The 20,150-nt window shown below is 72.7% G+C and carries 17 protein-coding genes; 6 read left to right on the plus strand and 11 right to left on the minus strand.

What is annotated here, in order from left to right; genetic code table 11:
• Window positions 1-53: 53 nt before the first annotated feature.
• Complete coding sequence (gene gatB, locus JQC91_RS14505) at window positions 54-1,568, minus strand: Asp-tRNA(Asn)/Glu-tRNA(Gln) amidotransferase subunit GatB (RefSeq protein ID WP_203287893.1); 1,515 nt, start codon at window positions 1,566-1,568, stop codon at window positions 54-56.
• Between the two features lie 261 nt (window positions 1,569-1,829).
• On the opposite strand from gatB, the gene JQC91_RS14510 reads away from it, so the two are divergent.
• Entirely contained in the window at window positions 1,830-2,723 is an 894-nt protein-coding gene (locus tag JQC91_RS14510; protein WP_203287895.1) for a transglycosylase SLT domain-containing protein, read from the plus strand.
• Here the strand turns inward: JQC91_RS14510 and JQC91_RS14515 are convergent.
• The 3 genes from JQC91_RS14515 to JQC91_RS14525 form a co-directional block, all read right to left on the minus strand.
• The gene (locus JQC91_RS14515) at window positions 2,720-3,649 is read right to left on the minus strand and encodes an AEC family transporter (protein ID WP_203287897.1); all 930 of its coding nucleotides are present in this window, start codon (window positions 3,647-3,649) and stop codon (window positions 2,720-2,722) included. The two genes, JQC91_RS14510 and JQC91_RS14515, sit on opposite strands and share 4 nt — an antisense overlap.
• A 77-nt stretch (window positions 3,650-3,726) precedes the next feature.
• Window positions 3,727-4,533, minus strand: coding sequence for an MBL fold metallo-hydrolase (locus tag JQC91_RS14520; RefSeq protein ID WP_203287899.1), 807 nt, complete (start codon window positions 4,531-4,533; stop codon window positions 3,727-3,729).
• A gap of 56 nt (window positions 4,534-4,589) precedes the next feature.
• Entirely contained in the window at window positions 4,590-5,372 is a 783-nt protein-coding gene (locus JQC91_RS14525) for a TatD family hydrolase (RefSeq protein WP_203287901.1), read from the minus strand.
• Window positions 5,373-5,535: 163 nt separating this feature from the next.
• Between JQC91_RS14525 and JQC91_RS14530 the strand changes: the two genes are divergently transcribed.
• Genes JQC91_RS14530 through JQC91_RS14545 form a run of 4 tightly spaced genes read left to right on the plus strand, consistent with a single transcriptional unit; the run spans window position 5,536 to window position 9,333 of the window.
• Complete coding sequence (locus JQC91_RS14530; protein ID WP_203287903.1) at window positions 5,536-6,417, plus strand: SPOR domain-containing protein; 882 nt, start codon at window positions 5,536-5,538, stop codon at window positions 6,415-6,417.
• 39 nt (window positions 6,418-6,456) lie between these two features.
• The gene (locus tag JQC91_RS14535) at window positions 6,457-7,614 is read left to right on the plus strand and encodes a D-alanyl-D-alanine carboxypeptidase family protein (RefSeq protein ID WP_203287906.1); all 1,158 of its coding nucleotides are present in this window, start codon (window positions 6,457-6,459) and stop codon (window positions 7,612-7,614) included.
• Window positions 7,615-7,666: 52 nt separating this feature from the next.
• Window positions 7,667-8,263: a dTMP kinase gene (gene tmk, locus JQC91_RS14540; RefSeq protein WP_203287908.1), complete on the plus strand. Its 597-nt coding sequence runs from the start codon at window positions 7,667-7,669 to the stop codon at window positions 8,261-8,263.
• Window positions 8,260-9,333, plus strand: coding sequence for a DNA polymerase III subunit delta' (locus JQC91_RS14545; protein WP_203287910.1), 1,074 nt, complete (start codon window positions 8,260-8,262; stop codon window positions 9,331-9,333). The genes tmk and JQC91_RS14545 overlap by 4 nt, the downstream gene beginning before the upstream one ends.
• Here JQC91_RS14545 and JQC91_RS14550 read toward each other — a convergent pair.
• Window positions 9,330-10,550: an FAD-binding domain-containing protein gene (locus JQC91_RS14550; protein WP_203287912.1), complete on the minus strand. Its 1,221-nt coding sequence runs from the start codon at window positions 10,548-10,550 to the stop codon at window positions 9,330-9,332. The two genes, JQC91_RS14545 and JQC91_RS14550, sit on opposite strands and share 4 nt — an antisense overlap.
• A gap of 43 nt (window positions 10,551-10,593) precedes the next feature.
• Window positions 10,594-11,553, minus strand: coding sequence for a PAS domain-containing protein (locus JQC91_RS14555; RefSeq protein ID WP_203287914.1), 960 nt, complete (start codon window positions 11,551-11,553; stop codon window positions 10,594-10,596).
• A 197-nt stretch (window positions 11,554-11,750) separates the two neighbouring features.
• Here JQC91_RS14555 and JQC91_RS14560 point away from each other — a divergent pair, with 197 nt between their 5' ends.
• Window positions 11,751-12,437 carry a hypothetical protein gene (locus JQC91_RS14560; RefSeq protein ID WP_203288705.1) on the plus strand — a complete coding sequence of 229 codons (687 nt, stop codon included), beginning with the start codon at window positions 11,751-11,753 and terminating at the stop codon, window positions 12,435-12,437.
• 51 nt (window positions 12,438-12,488) lie between these two features.
• Here JQC91_RS14560 and clpX read toward each other — a convergent pair whose 3' ends face one another.
• From clpX to JQC91_RS14585, 5 genes are all read right to left on the minus strand, one after another.
• A complete protein-coding gene (gene clpX, locus JQC91_RS14565; protein WP_203287916.1) occupies window positions 12,489-13,751 on the minus strand; it encodes an ATP-dependent Clp protease ATP-binding subunit ClpX in 1,263 nt (420 codons plus the stop codon).
• A gap of 233 nt (window positions 13,752-13,984) precedes the next feature.
• Window positions 13,985-14,620 carry an ATP-dependent Clp protease proteolytic subunit gene (locus JQC91_RS14570; RefSeq protein WP_203287918.1) on the minus strand — a complete coding sequence of 212 codons (636 nt, stop codon included), beginning with the start codon at window positions 14,618-14,620 and terminating at the stop codon, window positions 13,985-13,987.
• Between the two features lie 227 nt (window positions 14,621-14,847).
• The gene (locus JQC91_RS14575; protein WP_238941569.1) at window positions 14,848-15,867 is read right to left on the minus strand and encodes a hypothetical protein; all 1,020 of its coding nucleotides are present in this window, start codon (window positions 15,865-15,867) and stop codon (window positions 14,848-14,850) included.
• 91 nt (window positions 15,868-15,958) lie between these two features.
• Window positions 15,959-19,459: a transcription-repair coupling factor gene (gene mfd / locus JQC91_RS14580; RefSeq protein WP_203287922.1), complete on the minus strand. Its 3,501-nt coding sequence runs from the start codon at window positions 19,457-19,459 to the stop codon at window positions 15,959-15,961.
• 96 nt (window positions 19,460-19,555) lie between these two features.
• Window positions 19,556-20,086 carry a component of SufBCD complex gene (locus tag JQC91_RS14585; protein ID WP_343069987.1) on the minus strand — a complete coding sequence of 177 codons (531 nt, stop codon included), beginning with the start codon at window positions 20,084-20,086 and terminating at the stop codon, window positions 19,556-19,558.
• Window positions 20,087-20,150 lie beyond the last annotated feature (64 nt).

The raw sequence follows: 20,150 nt of genomic DNA on the forward strand, positions 1-20,150 counted from the left end.
AGTCGCGGTCCATCGCGCGGACGGATCGTTCGCGGCGGGGAAACGCGCGGCCCCTAGAGGCCGAGCTTCGCCCGCACCGCCGCGTCCACCGCCTTGGGGTTCGCCTTGCCGCCCGTGGCCTTCATCACCTGGCCGACGAACCAGCCCGCCAGCTTGGGGTTCGCGCGGGCCTTCTCGACCTGCGCGGGGTTGGTGGCGACGATCTCGTCCACGGCGGCGTCGATGGCGCCGGTGTCGGTGACCTGCCGCATGCCGCGCTCGTCGACGATCGCCTCGGGGTCGCCGCCCTCGGTGTAGACGATCTCGAAGAGGTCCTTGGCGATCTTGCCGGAAATGGCGTCCGAGGTGATCAGCCGGATGATCGCGCCCAGCTGCGCGGGCGAGACGGGGCTGTCGGCGATGCCGCGGTCGTCCTTCTTCAGCCGCCCGAAGAGGTCGTTGATGACCCAGTTGGCGGCGAGCTTGCCGTTGCCGGCCTCGGCCGCGACCGCCTCGAAGAAGGCGGCGTCCTCGGTGTCCGCCGTCAGCACGCTCGCGTCGTAGTCCGACAGGCCGAAGTCCGACACGAACCGCGCCTTCTTGGCGTCGGGCAACTCAGGCAGGGCGGCGGCGATGTCGTCCACCCAATCCTGCTCGATCTCCAAGGGCAGGAGGTCGGGGTCGGGGAAGTAGCGGTAGTCGTGCGCCTCCTCCTTGGAGCGCATGGACCGCGTCTCGCCCCGGTCGGGATCGTAGAGCCGCGTCTCCTGCACCACCGCGCCGCCGCCCTCGAGGATGGCGATCTGGCGCCGGGCCTCGACGTCGATGGCCTGCTGGATGAATCGCATCGAGTTCATGTTCTTGATCTCGCAGCGCGTGCCGAGATGGGAGAAGTCCTGCGTCTCCTGATACTTCTCGTACTGGCCCGGACGGCAGACCGAGACGTTCACGTCCGCGCGCAGGTTGCCGTTCTGCATGTTGCCGTCGCAGGTGCCGAGGTAGCGCATGATCTGGCGCAGCTTGACGATGTAGGCCGCCGCCTCCTCCGGGCCGCGGATGTCGGGGCGCGAGACGATCTCCATGAGCGCCACGCCCGTGCGGTTGAGGTCCACGAAGGACGCGGCCGGGTCCATGTCGTGGATCGACTTGCCCGCGTCCTGTTCCAGATGGATGCGCTCGATGCGGACGGTGCGCGCCGTGCCGTCGCCCAGCTCCACCAGCACCTCCCCCTCGCCGACGATGGGGTGGTAGAGCTGGCTGATCTGATAGCCCTGCGGCAGGTCGGGGTAGAAGTAGTTCTTGCGATCGAAGGCCGAGCGCAGGTTGATCCCGGCCCTGAGGCCGAGGCCGGTGCGGACCGCCTGCGCCACGCAGAACTCGTTGATGACCGGCAGCATCCCCGGCATGCCCGCGTCCACGAAGGCCACGTTGCTGTTCGGCTCCGCGCCGAAGCGGGTGGAGGCGCCGGAGAAGAGCTTGGCGTTGGACGAGACCTGCGCGTGGACCTCCATCCCGATGACGAGTTCCCAGTCGTGCTTGTCGCCCGCGATGGTCTTGGGCGTGGGCAGGGGCATCGTGTGGTCGAGCATGGCGGCCTCCGGGACTGTCGGGGCCCCGATTAGGCCGCGCGGACGGGGGCGGCAAGCCGCGGCGCCCCCCGGCGGAACACTGCGTGTCCGGCCGGGCGACGGCGCACCTTTTGCAGCCATGTCCAGCGACATGGTAGGGGGCAGGGAATCGTGGGGAACCCGTTCCGGTTGATCGCTAGGACGACCGGGCTACCCTGCGGGCCGAGAGGCCGGCTCCGCCTTCGGGCGAGGGACCGGTCCGAGAGACGTCCGGGGGGACTGATGAGACGACTGCTAGCCAAGGCCGCCCGCTGGGGCACGGCCGCCTGCGTGGCGAGCGCCACCGCCATGGGGTCGCTTCCGGCGATCGCGCAGCAGACCGCCTTCGTGGCCAACGGCTTCGCGGCCGCGACGGCCGCCCCGGCGCCCATCCTCGCCTCCGCCCGCCCGATCGCGCGCCCCCGCGCCGAGCCGATGCCGGACCTGCGCTGGGACCACGTCCGAGGCTCCTCGCGCTGGACCCGCGCCATCATGCGCGCCATCGACAGCCACGGGCAGAAGCTCACGCAGACCGTCCCCGACGACATCGACGCTTGGTGCCCGGCCTATCCGGACGCCTCCGAGTGGGAGCGCAAGGCGTTCTGGGCGGGCCTGCTCTCGACCCTCGCCAAGCACGAGAGCACCTACGACCCCCGCGCCGTCGGCGGCGGCGGCCTGTGGTACGGCCTAGTGCAGATCCTGCCCGCCACGGCGCGCGGCTACGGCTGCCAGGCGCGGACGGGCGACGCGCTGAAGGACGGCGTGCTGAACATGTCCTGCGCGGTGCGCATCCTGAACGTGACCATCCCGCGCGACAACGTCGTGGCGCGCAACTGGCGAGGCGTGGCCGCCGACTGGGGGCCGTTCCACTCCCGCCGCAAGCGCGAGGACATGCGGCGCTGGATCAGCTCGCAGCCCTTCTGCGCGGGCCTGCCCGCCTCGCCGGTGCCGGCGCCCAAGCCGGACTGGATCGCGGAGCTCGACCCCGGCGCGTGGACCGAGCCGGAGATGATCCCGCTCTTCGTCTCGTGGGAGATGGACAAGGAGTTCCTCCTCGGGCCGTCCGCGTGGTCGTCGGCCGGATCCGCCGTAGCCCGCGAGGAGACCTTCGCACCGATCCTGCTCGCCCGCGACTAGCCCAAGAGCCAGAGCCACCCGCTCACCGTCGCCACGCTGGCGCCCGTCCCGATCAGGACGCTCGACGCGCTGATCCGCACGGCGCGGCCCTCCATCGCGGCGAAGAGGTAGCTGTTGACGCCGGGCGCCATCGCCGCCGTCAGCACCGCCGCGCGCGTGGCGGCGTCCGACAGGCCGAGCAGGGCGGCCATGCCCCACGTCCACGCGGGATGGACGATCAGCGCCACGCCGCACACGAGGAGGATGCCGCGCGCGTCGCCCTCCGGACGGTACTGCACGAGGACGCCGCCCAGCCCGAACAGCGCGACGGGCAGGGCAGCGGAGGCGACGAGCTGGACCGGCTCCTCCACGAGGCGGGGCAGGGCGAGGCCCGAGAGGTTCGCCGCGATCCCGGCCGCCACGCCGAGCATCAGCGCGTTGCGCGACAGCTTGCGCGCCACGGTCCGCAGCCCCGCCGCGAGGCCCCCGCCGCCAGCGCGCACGGCCTCCATCGTGGAGATGCCGACGAGGTAGCAGAACGCCGCGTGCAGCGCGATGATCGCGAAGTTCGGCGCGAGGCTGTCGGTCCCGTAGGCCCGCTCGGCGATGGGCAGGCCGAGCAGCACGGTGTTCGCGAACATCGCCGCGAAGCCCACCGCCACCGCGTCCTCCCAGCCGCGCCGGAGCCAGAGGCGCGTGCCGAGGATGCCCAACGCGAAGCAGGCGAGGGAGCCGGAGTAGTAGGCCGCGAGCAGCGCGAGGTCGAACCCCGCCGACAGGTCGAGGCGCGTCATCGCGAGGAACAGCAGGCAGGGGATGGCGAAGCGCTGGGTGAACACCATCAGCCCGTCGACCTGCCCCTGCGAGAAGAGCCCCCGCCATACGGCGAGGTAGCCCGCCCCGATCAGCAGGAAGACCGGGACCGTGACCGCGAGGACGTCGAGCATGGCGGGCCTCCCGACGAGCCCCCGCCCTCGTCATGGCCGAGATACCTCGGGGGGCCGGGGCGGAGACCCCGGCGGTCTCAGTCGAGCGTCACCGTCATCCCGTCGTAGGCGACCTCCACGTGGGCGGGCGTCTCCGCCGACAGGGTGGCGTAGTCGAGGTCGTTGTGCAGGTCCGTCAGCACCGCGCGGCGGGGCGCGACCCGCTCGATCCACCCCAGCGCCTGCTCGAGGTTGAGATGCGACGGGTGCGGCGCCCGGCGGAGCGCGTCGAGGATCCACACGTCCAGCCCCTCGAGGAGCGGCAGCGACGCGGTCGGGACGTCGTGGAAGTCGGGGATGTAGGCGAGGCCGCCCACGCGGAAGCCGAGCGCGTCGATCTCGCCGTGATGCACCGGCACCGGGGTGAGGGTGATCGGCCCCCCCGCGCCCTCGACCACGACGTCGCCCTCGATGGGCCGGCGCTCGATCAGGGGCGGGTAGGACGAGCCCTCGGGCGTCTCGAAGATGTAGGCGAAGCGGTGGACGAGCTGCCCGAAGGTCGCGTCGTCGCACCAGCCGGGCAGGCGGCGGCGCATCGCAATCACGATCATCCGCAGGTCGTCGATCCCGTGCACGTGGTCGGCATGGGCGTGGGTCCAGACCACGCCGTCCAGCGCGCCGACGCCCGCCTTCAGCAGTTGCGCGCGCAGGTCCGGGCCGGTGTCGATCAGCACGCGGGTCGTGCCCTCGGCGCCGTCCCGCTCGATCAGCATCGCGCAGCGGGACCGGCGGTTCCGCGGCTCCGCCGGGTCGCACGCGCCCCAGCCCCCGTGCCCGTCCGGCCCGCCGAGGCGCGGGACGCCACCGGACGAGCCGCAGCCGAGGATCGTGAAGCGAAGCGTCATGGGCCGGTCATGGCGCGGGCCGGGGGTGGCGGCAACCGTTCATCACGGGGGACGGCTCAGGCCGCCTTGGCGAACAGGCGCTCGAAATTCCGCTCCGTCGCCGCCGCGAAGGCCTCCGCCGACAAGCCGAACACCTCGGCGCCGACCGCGGCGGTATGGGCCGCGAAGGCCGGCTCGTTCCGCTTCCCCCGGTGCGGGGGCGGGGCGAGGTAGGGCGCGTCCGTCTCGACCAGCAACCGGTCGAGCGGCGCGTCCGCGAAGATCGCGCGCAGGTCGGCCGACTTCGGGAAGGCCGCGATGCCCGACATCGACAGGTAGAACCCGAGGTCGAGCGCCGCCTCGGCCAGCGCGCGGCCCGACGAGAAGCAGTGCATCACGCAGCCATAGGCCCCGGCGCGGTGCTCCTCGGACAGGATGCGCGCCATGTCGTCGTCGGCGTCCCGCGCGTGGATGATGAGCGGCAGGCCCGTGACCCGCGCCGCCTCGATGTGGACGCGCAGGCTCTCCTGCTGCACCGCGGCGCTGTCGGCGGTGTAGTGGTAGTCAAGCCCCGTCTCCCCGATCCCGACCATCTTCGGATGCGCCGCCAGCGCCACGAGCTCGTCCACGGAGGCCATCGGCTCGTCGGCGGCGCTCATGGGATGGGTGCCCGCCGCCCAGAACACGGGGCAGTGCGCATCGGCGAGGGCGCGCACCGCGCCTGCGGCGCGGAGCTTGGTGCAGATCGTCACCATCCGGTGCACCCCGGCTGCGGCGGCGCGCGCGACGACGTCGCCCACGTCCTCGAAGTCCGGGAAGTCGAGGTGGCAGTGGCTGTCGGTCAGGCGGGGCGCGGTCATGGGGCGCGGCCTAGGGACTGGGCCGCCGGAGGGCAAGCAGGCCACGGGTCCCCGCCGATGCGCGCGCAGGGGGAGGGGAGGGGTTCACAGGTCGCCCCCCGCGCGCTAGCGTTTCGCCCAACGAGGCCCCTCAAGGGGTCCGAACGGGCAGTGCAGAGGCGACATGCGACAGGCAATCCGGGCCTTGGCCCCCTCCCTCATCCTGTGCGGCCTCGCGGCCTGCAACCCCGCCGACCTCGTGAGCCGGGGCGACCGGGCCGACGACGGCACCCTCTCGGCGGGCGACAGCGTCCGGCTGGTGGAGCGCGACGTCGAGGCGCCGCAGGTCTTCTCCATGGAGGATCGCGGCGTCTGGGACGGCCGGCCCTCGCTGGGCGGCGTCTGGGTCGCCGCGCCGGGCGTCGAGGATCCCGAGCGCGTCATCATCCGCAACGAGGCGACGGGCAAGTTCGTGATCGGCGCGCTGTTCAAGCGCGACCGGGAGGTCACCGGCCCGCCGCTGCAGCTCTCGTCCGACGCCGCCGCCGCGCTGGGCCTCTCCGCCGGGGCCGTGGGGCCGGTCTCCGTGGTGGCGCTCCGCCGCGAGGAGGTGCCCGAGGGCACGCCCGACGCCAAGGACGCCGCGGCTCTGCCCGACATGGACGTCGCGGCCATCGACGCCGCCGTGGCCGATGCCGGGGCGGACGCCGCGCCGCTCGCCGCCCCCGAGGTCGCCGTCGCGCCGGACCCGGTCGAGACGGCCGCGCTGGAGCCCTCGACCGCGCCGCTCGCGCCCGCCCTCGATGCGCCGCTCGACCGGGGCGCGTCGCCGCTCGACAAGCCGTTCGTCCAGATCGGCTACTTCTCGGAGGAGCAGAACGCCCGCAACACCGCGACCGCGCTGCGCGGCGCGGGGATCGTGCCGACCGTGGCGCAGGACACCATCCGGGGCCGCACCTTCTGGCGCGTGTTCGTCGGGCCGTCGATGTCCGCCCGCGACCGGGCGGCGGTGATCCGCAAGGTCCAGGCCTTGGGCTTCGGCGACGCCTATCCCGTCCGGGGCTGACACCCTATATCGCCCCGGACCTGCAATCCGGAGATTTCAATGCACGCCATCTGCGCCACCGTGACCGCCCTGCTGCTCGCCCTTCCGGCGGTGGCGCAGGAGTTCCAGACCAGCGCCTCCAGCGCGATCGTCGTCGACCACAACACCGGGCAGGTGCTGCTGTCGAAGAACGCGGACATCCCCCTGCCGCCGGCCTCCATGTCGAAGCTGATGACGCTCAACATGACGTTCGAGGCGCTCAAGGACGGACGGCTCTCGCTCGACACCGAGCTGCCGGTGTCGGCGGAGGCGGCGGCCTACGGCGGCTCGACCATGTTCCTCGACCCGCGCGACCGGGTGACCGTCGAGGACCTGATCCGCGGCGTCGTCGTGCTGTCGGGCAACGACGCGACCGTCGTGCTGGGCGAGGCGCTCTCGCCCGACGGGACCGAGGACGGCTTCGCGCGCCTCATGACCGAGCGGGCGCGCGAGCTGGGCATGATGAACTCCACCTTCATGAACGCCAGCGGCTGGCCCGAGCCGGGGCACGTCATGTCGATGGAGGATCTCGCGATCCTCGCCGAGCGGCTGATCACGGAGTTCCCCGAGTACTACGCCTACTTCGACGAGCGCGAGTTCGCGTTCGACGGGCGCTCGCCGTCCAACCGCTTCAACCGCAACCCGCTGCTGCGGCTCGACATCGGGGCGGACGGCCTCAAGACCGGCCACACGCAGGAGGCGGGCTACGGCCTCGTCGGGTCGGCGGTGCAGGGCGACCGGCGCGTGACCTTCGTGATCTCGGGCCTGCAGTCCGAGGCCGCCCGCGCCGAGGAGGCGGAGCGCCTCGTCAACTGGGCCTTCCGTCAGTTCGCCGAGGCGACCATCCTCGACGACGGGGCGGCGGTGGTCGACGCCGACGTGTGGATGGGCGAGGCCGCCACGGTGCCCCTCGTCCCCGCCGAGGCGGTGACGCTGCTGCTCCCGGTCACGGGGCGCGAGGCGCTCTCCGGCGAGGTGACGTTCGAGGGGCCGCTCGCCGCGCCGATCGAGGCGGGCACGCAGGTCGGCACCCTGACCCTGACCCATCCGGGCGTCCCCCCGCAGGAGGTGGCGCTGCTCGCGGGGGCGGACGTCCCCAAGGCCGGTCCGGTCCGCCGCCTGCAGGTCGCGGGTGGGGCGGTGCTCGCCGACCTCCTGAGCCGCCTCCAAGCCGAATGACCGCGGGCGCGGGGGCCTACCGCCCCCGCGCGCCCGCTGCTAACGCGGCCCCATGTTCCTGTCCTTCGAAGGCATCGACGGCTCCGGCAAGTCGACGCAGGCCCGCCGCCTCGCCGAGCACCTGCGCGGGCAGGGCCGCGAGGTCGTCCTGACCCGCGAGCCCGGCGGCTCGGAGGGGGCCGAGGAGATCCGCGCCCTCGTGCTGCGCGGCGATCCGGGGCGCTGGTCGCCCGAGACCGAGCTGCTGCTCTTCAACGCGGCGCGGCGCGACAACCTCGAGCGGACGATCCGGCCCGCGCTGGACCGCGGCGCCGTGGTCATCTGCGACCGCTACGCAGATTCCACCCGCGTCTACCAAGGGCTCACCCGCCACGACCTGACGGCCAAGGTCGACGCGCTCCACGACCTGATGATCGGGCGGGAGCCGGACGCCACCTTCCTGATCGACCTCGACCCCGCCGTGGCGCTGGGCCGCGGCATCGAGCGAGGCGGCCCGGACCTGCGGTTCGAGGCCTTCGGCGAGGACTTCCAGCACCGCGTGCGCGCGGGCTTCCTCGATCTCGCCGCGCGTCACGATCGCATCCGGCGCATCGACGGGACCGGTACGGCGGACGCCGTGTTCGCCCGCGTCCTCGACCGGCTGCCGTGAGCGACGTCCCCGAGCCCGACGCGCTGTCCGGCGCGCCGCACCCGCGCCATGCCCGCGTGGTGGTAGGCCACGACCGGGCCGAGGCGGCGTTCCTCGACGCGTGGAACTCCGGGCGGCTGCACCACGGCTGGCTGCTGACGGGGCCGCGCGGGGTGGGCAAGGCGACGCTGGCATGGCGGATGGCGCGCTTCCTGCTGACCGACCCGCCGCGCCCGGCCGAGACGCTGGACCCGCCCGGCGGCCATCCGGCGCTGGCCCGGATCGAGGCGCTGGCCGAGCCGTCCCTCCTGCTGCTCCGCCGCCCCTACGACGCCAAGACGAAGCGCCTGAAGACGGTGATCACCGGCGAGGAGGCCCGGCGCCTCGGCCCGTTCCTCGGGCTGTCGGCGGGGGCGGGGGACCGGCGCGTCGTCATCATCGACGCCGCCGACGAGATGAACCCCACGGCGGCGAACGCGATCCTCAAGCTCCTCGAGGAGCCGCCGCGCGCCGTGACGCTGCTGCTGGTCTCGCACCAGCCCGCGCGGCTCCTGCCGACGATCCGCTCGCGCTGCCGCGTGCTGCGGCTCGACCCGCTCTCGCCCCCGGACCTCGAACGTGCCGCCCTCGCCGCCGGGCTGGAGCCACCGGGCGCGGGGCTGGCCGAGCTCGCGGGCGGGTCGGTGGGCGGGGCCGCGTCGCTGGGGCAAGGCGGGGGCGCGCAGATCTACGCGGACCTCGTGCGCCTCCTCGGACGCCTGCCGATGGACCGGGGCGCGGCGCGCAAGCTCGCCGACGCGAACGCAGGCCGCGCCGCGGCCGAGACGCTTCCCGTGACGCTCGCGATGCTCGACAAGCTCATGCACCGCGCCGCCCGCGCGGGCCTCGTCGGCCCCCCGCCCGAGGCGGTCCCCGGCGAGGCGGAGGTGCTGGCCCGCCTCGCCCCCCACGATGCCGCGGCGCGGCGATGGGCTGCGGTGGCGCAGGAGGTGGCCGATCGCGCGGCGCACGGTGCAGCGGTCAACCTCGACGGGGCGTCGATCGTGTGGGACGCGCTGGCCCGGGTCGAGGCCGCCGCCCGAGAGGCCTAGCCGTCTGCGGCCTCCAGCAGGGCCGGGATCTTCGCCTTCACCTTGAAGTAGCCCGCCGTGGCATGCGGCCACGCGGCGAGGTCCCAGTCGCGGATCGGGCGGACGATCTCGGTTTCCACCCGGTCCAGCACCGCGCGGCCCGGCCCCACCGGGGCATAGGGGGCGACCACCGCGTCGAACCCCTTGGCCCAAGCCGACACCTCGGCCGGGTCCCGCGTGATCGCGGCCACGTCGCAGGGCAGCCGATCCGCCGCGTCGGCGGTCAAGGCGTCGGTGAAGTCGCGCACCTTGCGCGCCACCTCCAGCGGCGAGCGCCCCTCGGGGTTAAGCAGCACCATCGCCTCCGCCGCCTCCAGCCCGCGCGCCATCAGGTAGGCCGGGTGGAGGTCGTCCTCGTGCAGGATCAGGCCGACGCGGCCCTTGGGGATGGGGGCGTCCCCGGGCATGTCGGACGGCGCGGCGGGGGCGGGCTCCTCCAGCGCGGGGGCCTCCTTCGACAGGCGGGAGAGGTCCGCCTCGGCATAGCGCTCGCCGGTGTAGCGGCGGATGTTACCGGGCCGCGCGAGGTAGGTCTTGCCCCGCGTGTGCAGCCCGGCGACCCAGCGCCAGCCCAGCGTGTTCGAGGCCGGATCGCCGTCGAGGAGGTGGCGCAGGAAGAAGTCCGCCCCGAGCTCCCACGGCAGGCCCAGCGTATGGATCCAGACGCTCGCGAACCACATGCGCGCGTGGTTGTGGACGTAGCCCGTGCGGACCAGCTCCTTGGCCCCGTCGTCGAAGGGGGCGATGCCGGTCTCGCCCTCGCAGGCCGCCTCCCACCCGCGGCGCAGCCCGCCCTCGGTCGCCAGCCGGTCGCGGCCCTTGGCCACGCCCCGCAGGTAGGCGTCCCACGTGCCGGGCCGCCGCTCCATCCAGCCCTTGAAGTAGGTCCGCCAGACCACCTCCTGCACGTACTTCTCCGCCGCCGACTTGGCGTGCCGCTCCAGCACCGCGGCGCAGACCTCCGCCTCGGAGATCACGCGGTGGCGCAGGTAGGGCGACAGCACCGAGACGTGGGGGTGGCCCGGCAGGTCGTGGTTGCGCCGCCCGGCGTAGTCCCGTCCCGCATGGGGCACGAACTCCGCGAGGCGGGCGAGCGCCGCGTCGCGGCTGGGCGGGAAGTCACGGTCGGGCGTGTCGGTCGCTGCGACGGGCGGGGCGGGCGCGTGATCCTCGGGCATGGGGCGAGGATAGGGCGCGGTCCCCGCGCGGCGAGGGGAGGGATCAGACGGGCGACAACACCAAGCGGGCCCGCAGCCCGTCGGCCCGCCACTCCACGTGGAAGCTGGCGCCGTTCATCGCCGCGATCCGGCCCATGAGGTCCAGCCCTTGGCCGCCGGCGCGCGACGTCGCCGAGACCGCGCGGCGCGCGGTCTCGCTCCACGCGATCTCGATGGCCCCGCCGACGTCCTGCGCCGAGACGGCGACGCGACCGCCCTCGGCGAAGGCGCCGTGCTTCCCCGCGTTCACGGCCAGCTCGCCGAGGATCACCCCGACGACGTCCACTTGGCGTGCGGGCAGGACGAGGCCCTCGTCCACGAAGAGGTCGAGCGCGCAGCCCGGCGTCCGGAGCGGCTCGACCAAGGTGGGGATCAGGTCGGAGAGGAGCGGCGCCTCCGCCTCCTCGGCGCGGGCCACCACCGACTGCGCGCGTCCCAGCGCGGACAGGCGCCCGACCATCTCGGCGACGAAGGGCGCGGCGTCGGGATGCGCCCGCCCGTGCAGCCGGAGCAGGGAGGCGGCGAGGGTGAGCGTGTTCTTCTGGCGATGCCGCATCTCGGCGAGCAGCACCTCCCGCGTCCGGCTCGCGGCCTCGCGCTCGGTGATGTCCCGGCTGATCGCGACGAAGCCGGCATGCGCGCCGGAGGGGTCGTTGACCGGCGTGACCGACACCTCCCACCACTTCGGGGTGCCCTTGGCGGTCGGGCAGAAGGCCGTGAACCGCGAGGGGCGCGGCGGGCGGGCGGCGTAGGAGGCGCGCACCTCCGCGGCATGCGCCTCGGGCCAGAAGCCGCACCATTCGCCCCCCTCGACCAAGCCGAACTCGTCGATCTCCATGGCGCACATGCCGTTGCGGTTCATCCAGAGGAGCCGCCCGTCCGGATCGACGAGCTTCACGCAGTCCTCGGACTGCTCGAACACGGCGACGATGGCGTCCTGCGAGAGCGGGGCGTGGGCGAGCATGGCAGTCCTCCTCGGCGCCGGACGCTATCCGCCGCCCGCCGCCCGACGCAACGGCGCGATCCGGCGGATTCGAGCGAACCGCCCCGCCCCGGTCCATGAACGATCCGTGCGGATCGGTGCGGAGGGGGAAACCAAGGGGCCGGGAATGCCCCAATCGCGCCTCCGCCACGCCCCGCGGCACCGGCAGCCTCGCTCGAATGCAAGGGACGAACCCCATTTCCGCCTTCATCCGGTCCGACGCGGGCGCGGTGACCGTCGACTGGGTCGTGCTGACCGCCGCCGTGACGGGGCTGGGGCTCGCCGTGATGGGGGCCGTCTCGACCGGGGCGCAGTCGGCCTCGAACGCGACGGCCTCGACCCTGTCGGGGATCACGATCAAGACCGCGTTCGAGACGCTCGGCGACCTCTTCGGGACCGACTTCTCGGGCGGGGCCGACGGCTGGACCGGCGGGACCGTCGCCGACGTCCCCGGCTTCGGAGAGATGCTCCTCGTCGATCCCGGCGGCACGGCGGAACTCGCGCTCGACGTGCCGGACGGGGCCGAGACGCTGGAGGTGGCGTTCGACCTGATCGGTGGCGACGACCTCGATGGGGAACCCGCCACCGTCTACGTCAACGGGCAGCCGGTCGCCGTCTATGCCGACGACCACGGGCGGATCACCGTCTCCGGCGAGGGGGCCGAGGGCGTCACCGTGAGCATCGACCAGCAGTACCGCAACGACCCGGTGGGTGGCGGCACCCACGGCAGCGACAGCCGCGCCACCGTCCGCATCACGATCGACGACCCCGGGCAGGGCCTGACCCTCGGGGTGGGATCGGGCGCGGACGAAGGGCTCGGCAACGAGTTCTACGGCGTCGACGACGTCTCCGTCACCGCCTCCTGACGCGGAACGGCCGCCCCGGGGGGCGGCCGCTCCGTGCGATCCGGGATCGGGTCAGGCGGAGGCCTCGGCCTCCTCCTTGTCGGCGTGGATCAGGAGCGGGGCCGCATCGCGGCGGACGGCCTCCTCGTTCACCACGACCTCGTCCACGGTCTCCATGCCCGGCAGCTCGAACATCGTGTCGAGTAGGATGTCCTCCATGATCGAGCGCAGGCCGCGGGCGCCGGTCTTGCGCTCGATGGCGCGCTTGGCGATCGACTGCAGCGCGTCGTCGGTGAAGGTCAGCGTCACGCCTTCGAGGTCGAAGAGGCGCTGATACTGCTTCACGAGCGCGTTCTTCGGCTCGGTCAGGATGGTCACCAGCGCGTCCTGGTCGAGGTCCTCGAGCGTCGCGATGACGGGCAGGCGGCCGACGAACTCGGGGATCAGGCCGAACTTGAGCAGGTCCTCGGGCTCCAGTTCCTTGAAGGCCTCGCCCACGGTCTTGTCCTCGGGCGCGCGCACGTCGGCGCCGAAGCCCATCGCGGAGCCCTTGCCGCGCTGCGCGATGATCTTGTCGAGCCCGGCGAAGGCGCCGCCGCAGATGAACAGGATGTTCGTGGTGTCGACCTGCAGGAACTCCTGCTGGGGATGCTTGCGCCCGCCCTGCGGCGGCACGGAGGCGACGGTGCCCTCCATGATCTTCAGCAGCGCCTGCTGCACCCCCTCGCCCGACACGTCGCGGGTGATGGACGGGTTGTCCGACTTGCGCGTGATCTTGTCGACCTCGTCGATGTAGACGATGCCGCGCTGCGCCCGCTCGACGTTGTACTCGGAGGCCTGCAGCAGCTTGAGGATGATGTTTTCGACGTCCTCGCCGACGTAGCCGGCCTCCGTCAGCGTCGTGGCGTCGGCCATGGTGAACGGCACGTCGAGGATGCGCGCCAGCGTCTGCGCCAGGAGCGTCTTGCCGCAGCCGGTGGGGCCGATCAGCATGATGTTCGACTTGGCCAGCTCGATGTCCGACTTCGACCCGTGGTCGAGCCGCTTGTAGTGGTTGTGCACCGCCACCGAGAGCACGCGCTTCGCGTGGGCCTGCCCGATCACGTAGTCGTCGAGCACGGCGCAGATCTCGCGCGGGGTCGGCGTGCCGTCGGCCGTCTTGAGCCCGGCGGCCTTCGTCTCCTCGCGGATGATGTCCATGCACAGCTCGACGCACTCGTCGCAGATGAACACGGTGGGGCCCGCGATCAGCTTGCGCACCTCGTGCTGCGACTTCCCGCAGAAGCTGCAGTAGAGCGTGTTCTTGCCGTCGCCGCCGGTGTTGCCTTGGGACATCTGCCGCCTCCTGTCCGGGCGACCCCCACCGGGCCGCCGGTCGCGGGAACCCCCGCGCACTGTCCTGTGTCTGCTCGTTCGTGCCCGAGCCTAGGCCCCAGCGCCGGGGGCCACAAGGGCGGGAGGGCGCGTTCGCGCCGACGCCCCGAGGCTGTGGCGAACGGACCGCCCTGCGTGCCGCCGCGCGGGGCGGCGGCACGTCTCTCAAGTAAAATCAACAGGTTGCCGCAAGGTCACTTCGCCTCGTCGTCCTCCGACGCCTTGCCCCGGGACTCGACGATCTCGTCGAGATGGCCCCACTCCTTGGCCTCCTCGGGCGTCATCCACTTGTCGCGGTCCAGCGCGGTGCGGACCGTCTCGTAGTCCTGCCCGGTGTGCTTCATGTAGACCTTGTAGATGGCCTCGCGCGTGCGCTCGATGTGGCGCGCGGAAATCAGGATGTCCTCGGCCATCCCCTGCATCCCGCCCGAGGGCTGGTGGATCATGATCTCCGAGTTGGGCAGCGCGTAGCGCATCCCCTTCTCGCCGCCGACCGCGATGACCGAGCCCATGGAGGCGGCCATGCCGCAGACGAGGGTCGAGACCTTCGGCTTGATGTACTGCATCGTGTCGTAGATCGACATGCCCGCCGTCACCTCGCCGCCGGGCGAGTTGACGTACATCGAGATCTCCTTGTTCGGGTTCTCGGCCTCGAGGTGCAGCAGCTGCGCGACGATGAGCTGGCTCATGCCCATGTGGACCGGGCCGTTCACGAACACGATCCGCTCCTTCAGGAGGCGCGAAAAGATGTCGTAGGCCCGCTCGCCGCGGGAGGTCTGCTCGACCACCATCGGCACGAGGTTCATCTGGATGTCCATCGGATCGCGCATGTCGTGTGTCCCTTGGTCCGGGGCCGCCCCTGAGGTGGGCGCGGTCCCCTGCGTCGCCCCCGCCGGGCGCGGCTCGGAGGTGGAACCTAGGGGCGGGGTCGGGGGGGTGCAAGGCGGGGCCGGCGGGCGTGCATCCCGCGTGCATCCCGCGTGCATATCTCGTGCATACGCGCGTATGAACGCCCCTTCATCTTTCGTTTACCCGAGACCGCGCCTGCCGCCGCGTGTCACCGCATCCAGAGCTTCTCGCGCTTGAGGCGGTTGCGGATCGGCTGCTCGTCGGCCGGCAGGTCGGCGCGGTCGAACAGCGCACGCGCCTTCGCGCCGCGGCCTTGGTAGAGGAACCGCTTGAACGGCTCGTGCTCCTTGAGGACCTTCTTGATCCTGTTGGGCGCGGCGGCGGCCTCGACGCGCTCGATCACCCGCTCGGGGGCGGTGGCGTAGAGCAGGGGCATCACGCGCCAGTGGTAGCTGTGCGTCCCGTCGAGCCAACCGTCGGCGATCCCGCCGCCGGCGCCGGGGCGGCCGCCGCCGAGCTCGTGCACGACGAGCGGCAGCGCGATCTGGTCGAGCCACGGCCAGATCGTCTGGCCGGAGAGCGGCCCCGGCGGGCCGTCGGCGGCGAGGCCGTCGGCGGCGCGGGCGTGGAGGCCCTCGACCATCCCGGCCACCTCCAGCCAGAGCCGCCCGAAGGAGGGGGCGTCGGCCCCGAAGGTCCAGCCCGCGTTGAAGTAGAGGTAGCGGCGCCAGTGCTCGACCGGCCATGCCGGATCCTGCGACGACGCGAAGTCGAGGCCGCGGGCGGCGTAGAGGCTGCCCCAGATCTCCTCGTGGCCGGGGCCGTAGAGGTCGATGGCGGGCCACGTGGCCGAGCGGCGCATGGAGGCCGAGGGGCGGTCGAAGTCGATCTCGAGGTCCGCGAGGTCGTCGAGGATCGCGGTGTCCGTGTCGAGGAAGAGGAACGGCCCCGCGGGCGCGTGGGCCAGCGCCTCCATCTTGTTCCCCTGCGGGTAGGGCTCGCCGTAGACGGCGGCGGGGAAGGGGCGGATCTCGGCGCCGAGACGGGCGAGCAGGTCGCGCGCCGCGTCGCCCATGCGCGGGTCGCCGGGCCAGCGCCCGCCGGGCTGCGGCTCCATCACGACGAGCCCGCCGCCGAAGCGGGGCGAGGCGTGGCGCAGGGTGGCGGCGAGCAGGCAGGCCTCGTGCTCGAGGCGGCCCCTCTGGCCGACGCAGACGATGTTGAACATTGGGGCCTCCCGCGCGCGCGTGGGGACGGGGTCGCGCGGCATGATGGCACGGGTGGGGCGGGCCGTGCGATCCGCGGCACGGATTCGGGGGCTACCCCTTCCGCTTCACCGCGCCCGCCGCCACGGCGAGGTCGCGGGCGATGGCGAAGGCGCCCTTGATGCGGTCGGCCTCCTTGGCGGCCGTCGCCTTGATGACCAGCTTGTCGCCCTTGATCTGCGCGGCGCCCTTCCACGACTTGATGTAGTCCACGAGCGCGGCCGGGTCGGGGAACTTGCCGCCGTGGAACTCGACCACGGCGCCCTTCTCGCCCACGGACAGCTTCTCGATGCCCGCCGCCTTGCACATCGCCTTGATGCGGACGACGCGGAGCAGGACGTTCACCTCGCGCGGCAGCTCGCCGAAGCGGTCGATCAGCTCGGCGGCGAAGCCCTCCAGCTCGACCTTGGACCCGAGGCTCGACAGGCGGCGGTACAGGCCGAGGCGGACGTCGAGGTCGGGGACGTAGTCCTCGGGGATCAGCACCGGCACACCCAGCGCGATGGTGGGCGACCATTCGTCGTCGAGCGCGTCGGCGAGGCCCGCGTCGCCCGCCTTCAACTTCTGGATCGTCTCCTCCAGCATGGAGTTGTAGAGTTCGGCCCCCACCTCCGTGTGGCCCGACTGCTCCTCGCCGATGACGGAGCCGCCGCCGCGCAGGTCGAGGTCTTGGCTGGCGATGTTGAAGCCCGCGCCCAGCGCGTCGATGCTCCCCAGCGCCTTGAGGCGGCGCTCGGCGGCGGTGGTGATCTTCACGCGCGGCTTGGTCGTCAGGTAGGCGTAGGCGCGGGTCTTGGAGCGGCCCACGCGGCCCCGGATCTGGTAGAGCTGCGCCAGCCCGAAGCGGTCGGCGCGCCACACGACCATCGTGTTGGCGGTGGGGATGTCGATGCCGGACTCGATGATGGTCGTGGACAGCAGCACGTCGAAGCGTCCGTCGTAGAAGGCGTTCATCCGCTCGTCCAACTCCGCCGCCGCCATCTGGCCGTGGGCGGTGGTGAAGGAGACCTCGGGCACCTGCTCCTCGAGGAAGGCCTGCATCTCGCTGAGGTCGCTGATGCGGGGGACGACGACGAAGGACTGCCCGCCGCGGAAATGCTCGCGCAGCAGGGCCTCGCGGATCGTCACGGGGTCGAACTCGGACACGTAGGTGCGGATCGAGAGGCGGTCGATCGGGGGTGTGCCGATGACCGACAGGTCGCGCACGCCGGTCAGCGCCATCTGGAGCGTGCGTGGGATGGGCGTGGCCGAGAGGGTGAGGACGTGCACGTCGGAGCGCAGCTCCTTCAGGCGCTCCTTGTGCGTGACGCCGAAGCGCTGCTCCTCGTCGATGATGAGCAGGCCGAGGTCTTGGAACTTCACCTGCTTGGCCAAGAGCGCGTGGGTGCCCACGGCGATGTCCACCGTGCCGTCGGCGATCCCCGCGCGCGTCTTGGTCGCCTGTCCGGCGGGGACGAAGCGCGAGAGCTGCCGCACCTCGAGGGGGAAGCCGCGCATCCGGTCGGTGAAGGACTTGGCGTGCTGGCGGGCGAGCAGGGTGGTCGGCGCGATCACGGCGACCTGCTTGCCGGAGGTGGCGGCGACGAAGGCGGCGCGCATCGCCACCTCGGTCTTGCCGAAGCCCACGTCGCCCACGACGAGGCGGTCCATCGGCTGGCCCGCCGCGAGGTCGGCGGTCACGTCCTCGATGGCCTGCAACTGGTCGTCCGTCTCCTCGTAGGGGAAGCGGGCTTGGAAGGCGGCCCACATCTCGGGCGGCGGCTCGAGCATGGGGGCGCGGCGCAGCGCGCGCTCGGCGGCGATCCGCATGAGGCGGTCGGCCACCTGCTTGAGCCGCTCCTTGAGCTTGGCCTTGCGCGCCTGCCACGCGCCGCCGCCCAGCTTGTCGAGCAAGCCCTCCTCGTGGCCGTAGCGGGACAGCAGCTCGACGTTCTCGACCGGCAGGTAGAGCTTGTCGCCGCCCGCGTATTCCAGCGCGAGGCATTCGTGCGGTGCGCCCGCCGCCGTGACCGTCTCCAGCCCGAGGAAGCGCCCGACGCCGTGGTCCACGTGGACCACGAGGTCGCCGGCGGAGAGGCTTTGCGCCTCGGTCAGGAAGTTCTCGGCCCGGCGCTTGCGCTTCTTGGTGCGGATCAGGCGCTCGCCCAGCACGTCCTGCTCGGAGACGACGGTGAGGCGGTGGCCGCCGTCGGACTTCGGCACCGGCCCCTCGAAGCCCCGGTCGAGCGGCCAGACGGCGAGGCCGACCTGTCCCTTGGCGACATCGGCGGCGTGGCGGACGGGCTGGGCGTCGGACAGCCCTTGGTCGTCGAGCAGCCCCTGCAGGCGCTCGCGCGCCCCCTTGGAGTAGGAGGCGATGACCACCGCGCCGGTCTCGCGCTTGTCCGCCACGTGGTCCGCGAGGGCGGCGAACACGTTGACGTCCTCGCGCTGGCGCTCGGGGGCGAAGGACCGTCCGACGCGCCCGCCCATGTCGATGACGTTCGGGCCGGGCGCGGCGGGGAAGGGGGAGAGGTGGAGCGCGCGGCGGCCCGCGAGCGCGCGGGCCAGCGCGTCGGGCGAGAGGTAGAGGCTGTCAGGCGGGGCGGGCTTGTAGACGTCGCCCATGCGCGCGCGGGACTTCAGCGCCTCCATGCGGTTGTCGTGCATGTCGACGATCTGCTCCCACCGCTCTTGGTGCTGCGGGCCGCTGCCGTCGTCGAGGACGATGGAGGCGGCGGGCAGGAGGTCGGGGATCGTGGCGAGCTGCTCGTGGAAGAAGCCGAGCCAGTGCTCCATGCCGGACGCCTTCCGGCCCGCGCTGACGGCCTCGTAGAGCGGGTCGTCGGTGCCGGCGGCGCCGAAGGCGATGCGGTAGGCCTGCCGGAAGCGGGTGATGGCGGGGTTGTCGAGGATGACCTCGGACACGGGGGCGAGCTCGATCGCGTCCAGCTGCTCGGTCGTGCGCTGGGTGGCGGGGTCGAAGCGGCGCAGCCCGTCCACCGTGTCGCCGAACAGGTCGAGACGGACCGGCGCGGGCTGGCCGGGGGGCCAGATGTCGATGATGCCGCCGCGGGGGGACCAGTCGCCCGGCTCGACGACGGTGGGGGACTGGGTGAAGCCCATGCGGACGAGGAAGTCGCGCAAGGCGTCCTCGTCGATGCGCTGGTCGCGGCGGGCGGAGAAGCCCGCGCCCTTGAGGGTGGCGGCGGCGGGCACCTTCTGGGTCAGGGCGTTGAGCGTGGTCAGCACGACGAGCCGGCCGGACAGCCCGTGGGCCAGCGCGGTGAAGGCCGCCATGCGGTCGGCGCTGATCTCGGCCGCCGGGGAGACGCGGTCGTAGGGCAGCACGTCCCACGCGGGGATGCGGAGCGTCTGCGTGCCCGGCGCCCAGAAGCGCAGGGCGGCGGCCATCGCCTCCATCCGCTTGTCGTCGCGGGCGACGTGGATGACGGGGCAGCGGTCCAGCTCGGTCAGCAGGACGCGCGCGTCGAACCCCTCGGGGGCGCCGCCCGCCCGGACGTGGCCGTCGGGCAGGGGGGAGACAAAGGCGGGGTCGGGCGCGGTGTCGGGCATGGGGTGGGCAGCTAACGGGTCGGTGCAGGGGGTCAACCGGCTCGGCGGGGCGGTGTTCCGGCCCGCGCGCGCCGCCCGGTGCGGGGCCCCGCGTCCTCAGCCGCCGCCGAGCACCGAGACGTTCAGGTTCGTCCACATGCCCCACATTGTCGTCGCGAAGATCGAGACCATGCCGACGAACTGCACCACGCGGCGGTGGCGCAGCAGGGTGTCCGCCATCTCCCCGGCCTCCATCCCCTGCACCCGCCGCGCGGTCCGCAGGTTCAGCCAGCCCACCACCGTCATCGGCAGGAACAGCAGGAAGACCGCTTGGGCGAACTCGATCCCGTAGGCGAAGCCGAGCAGGGCGAGCAGCGTGATCGAGAAGAAGGCGAAGGCCGTCGTCCAGAGGCCCGTGACCTCCGAGATGTGGATCAGGCGGCGGGAGTGGATCCCGGCGAGGGTGAGCATGTCGGCGCGCGCCACCTCCTCGCCCCGCGCGGCGCGGCGGACGAGGTCGAAGGGGACCCCGATCATCCAGTAGGACGCGGTCGACCAGAGCACCGCCAGCGCGATCCAGAACCAGAGGTTCGAGAACGACCGGAAGGCGATCACCTCCAAGGCAGTTTCGATGAAGTCGAAGTTCACGCAGCTCCTCCCCGCGCGCGGCGCGCGGTCCCGGCGCGCTTGTCGCGTGGGCGTTCCCGTCCCG

The organism is Jannaschia sp. Os4 (assembly GCF_016820245.1).
In the GTDB taxonomy this organism is placed as follows: Bacteria; Pseudomonadota; Alphaproteobacteria; order Rhodobacterales; family Rhodobacteraceae; genus Jannaschia.

What these genes read in the sequence shown, in the direction of transcription:
- gatB (WP_203287893.1), bottom strand. Translation starts at nt 1,568, where the DNA reads ATGCTCGACCACACGATGCCCCTGCCCACGCCCAAGACCATCGCGGGC.
- JQC91_RS14510 (WP_203287895.1), top strand. Translation starts at nt 1,830, where the DNA reads ATGAGACGACTGCTAGCCAAGGCCGCCCGCTGGGGCACGGCCGCCTGC.
- JQC91_RS14515 (WP_203287897.1), bottom strand. Translation starts at nt 3,649, where the DNA reads ATGCTCGACGTCCTCGCGGTCACGGTCCCGGTCTTCCTGCTGATCGGG.
- JQC91_RS14520 (WP_203287899.1), bottom strand. Translation starts at nt 4,533, where the DNA reads ATGACGCTTCGCTTCACGATCCTCGGCTGCGGCTCGTCCGGTGGCGTC.
- JQC91_RS14525 (WP_203287901.1), bottom strand. Translation starts at nt 5,372, where the DNA reads ATGACCGCGCCCCGCCTGACCGACAGCCACTGCCACCTCGACTTCCCG.
- JQC91_RS14530 (WP_203287903.1), top strand. Translation starts at nt 5,536, where the DNA reads ATGCGACAGGCAATCCGGGCCTTGGCCCCCTCCCTCATCCTGTGCGGC.
- JQC91_RS14535 (WP_203287906.1), top strand. Translation starts at nt 6,457, where the DNA reads ATGCACGCCATCTGCGCCACCGTGACCGCCCTGCTGCTCGCCCTTCCG.
- tmk (WP_203287908.1), top strand. Translation starts at nt 7,667, where the DNA reads ATGTTCCTGTCCTTCGAAGGCATCGACGGCTCCGGCAAGTCGACGCAG.
- JQC91_RS14550 (WP_203287912.1), bottom strand. Translation starts at nt 10,550, where the DNA reads ATGCCCGAGGATCACGCGCCCGCCCCGCCCGTCGCAGCGACCGACACG.
- JQC91_RS14555 (WP_203287914.1), bottom strand. Translation starts at nt 11,553, where the DNA reads ATGCTCGCCCACGCCCCGCTCTCGCAGGACGCCATCGTCGCCGTGTTC.
- JQC91_RS14560 (WP_203288705.1), top strand. Translation starts at nt 11,751, where the DNA reads ATGCAAGGGACGAACCCCATTTCCGCCTTCATCCGGTCCGACGCGGGC.
- clpX (WP_203287916.1), bottom strand. Translation starts at nt 13,751, where the DNA reads ATGTCCCAAGGCAACACCGGCGGCGACGGCAAGAACACGCTCTACTGC.
- JQC91_RS14570 (WP_203287918.1), bottom strand. Translation starts at nt 14,620, where the DNA reads ATGCGCGATCCGATGGACATCCAGATGAACCTCGTGCCGATGGTGGTC.
- JQC91_RS14575 (WP_238941569.1), bottom strand. Translation starts at nt 15,867, where the DNA reads ATGTTCAACATCGTCTGCGTCGGCCAGAGGGGCCGCCTCGAGCACGAG.
- mfd (WP_203287922.1), bottom strand. Translation starts at nt 19,459, where the DNA reads ATGCCCGACACCGCGCCCGACCCCGCCTTTGTCTCCCCCCTGCCCGAC.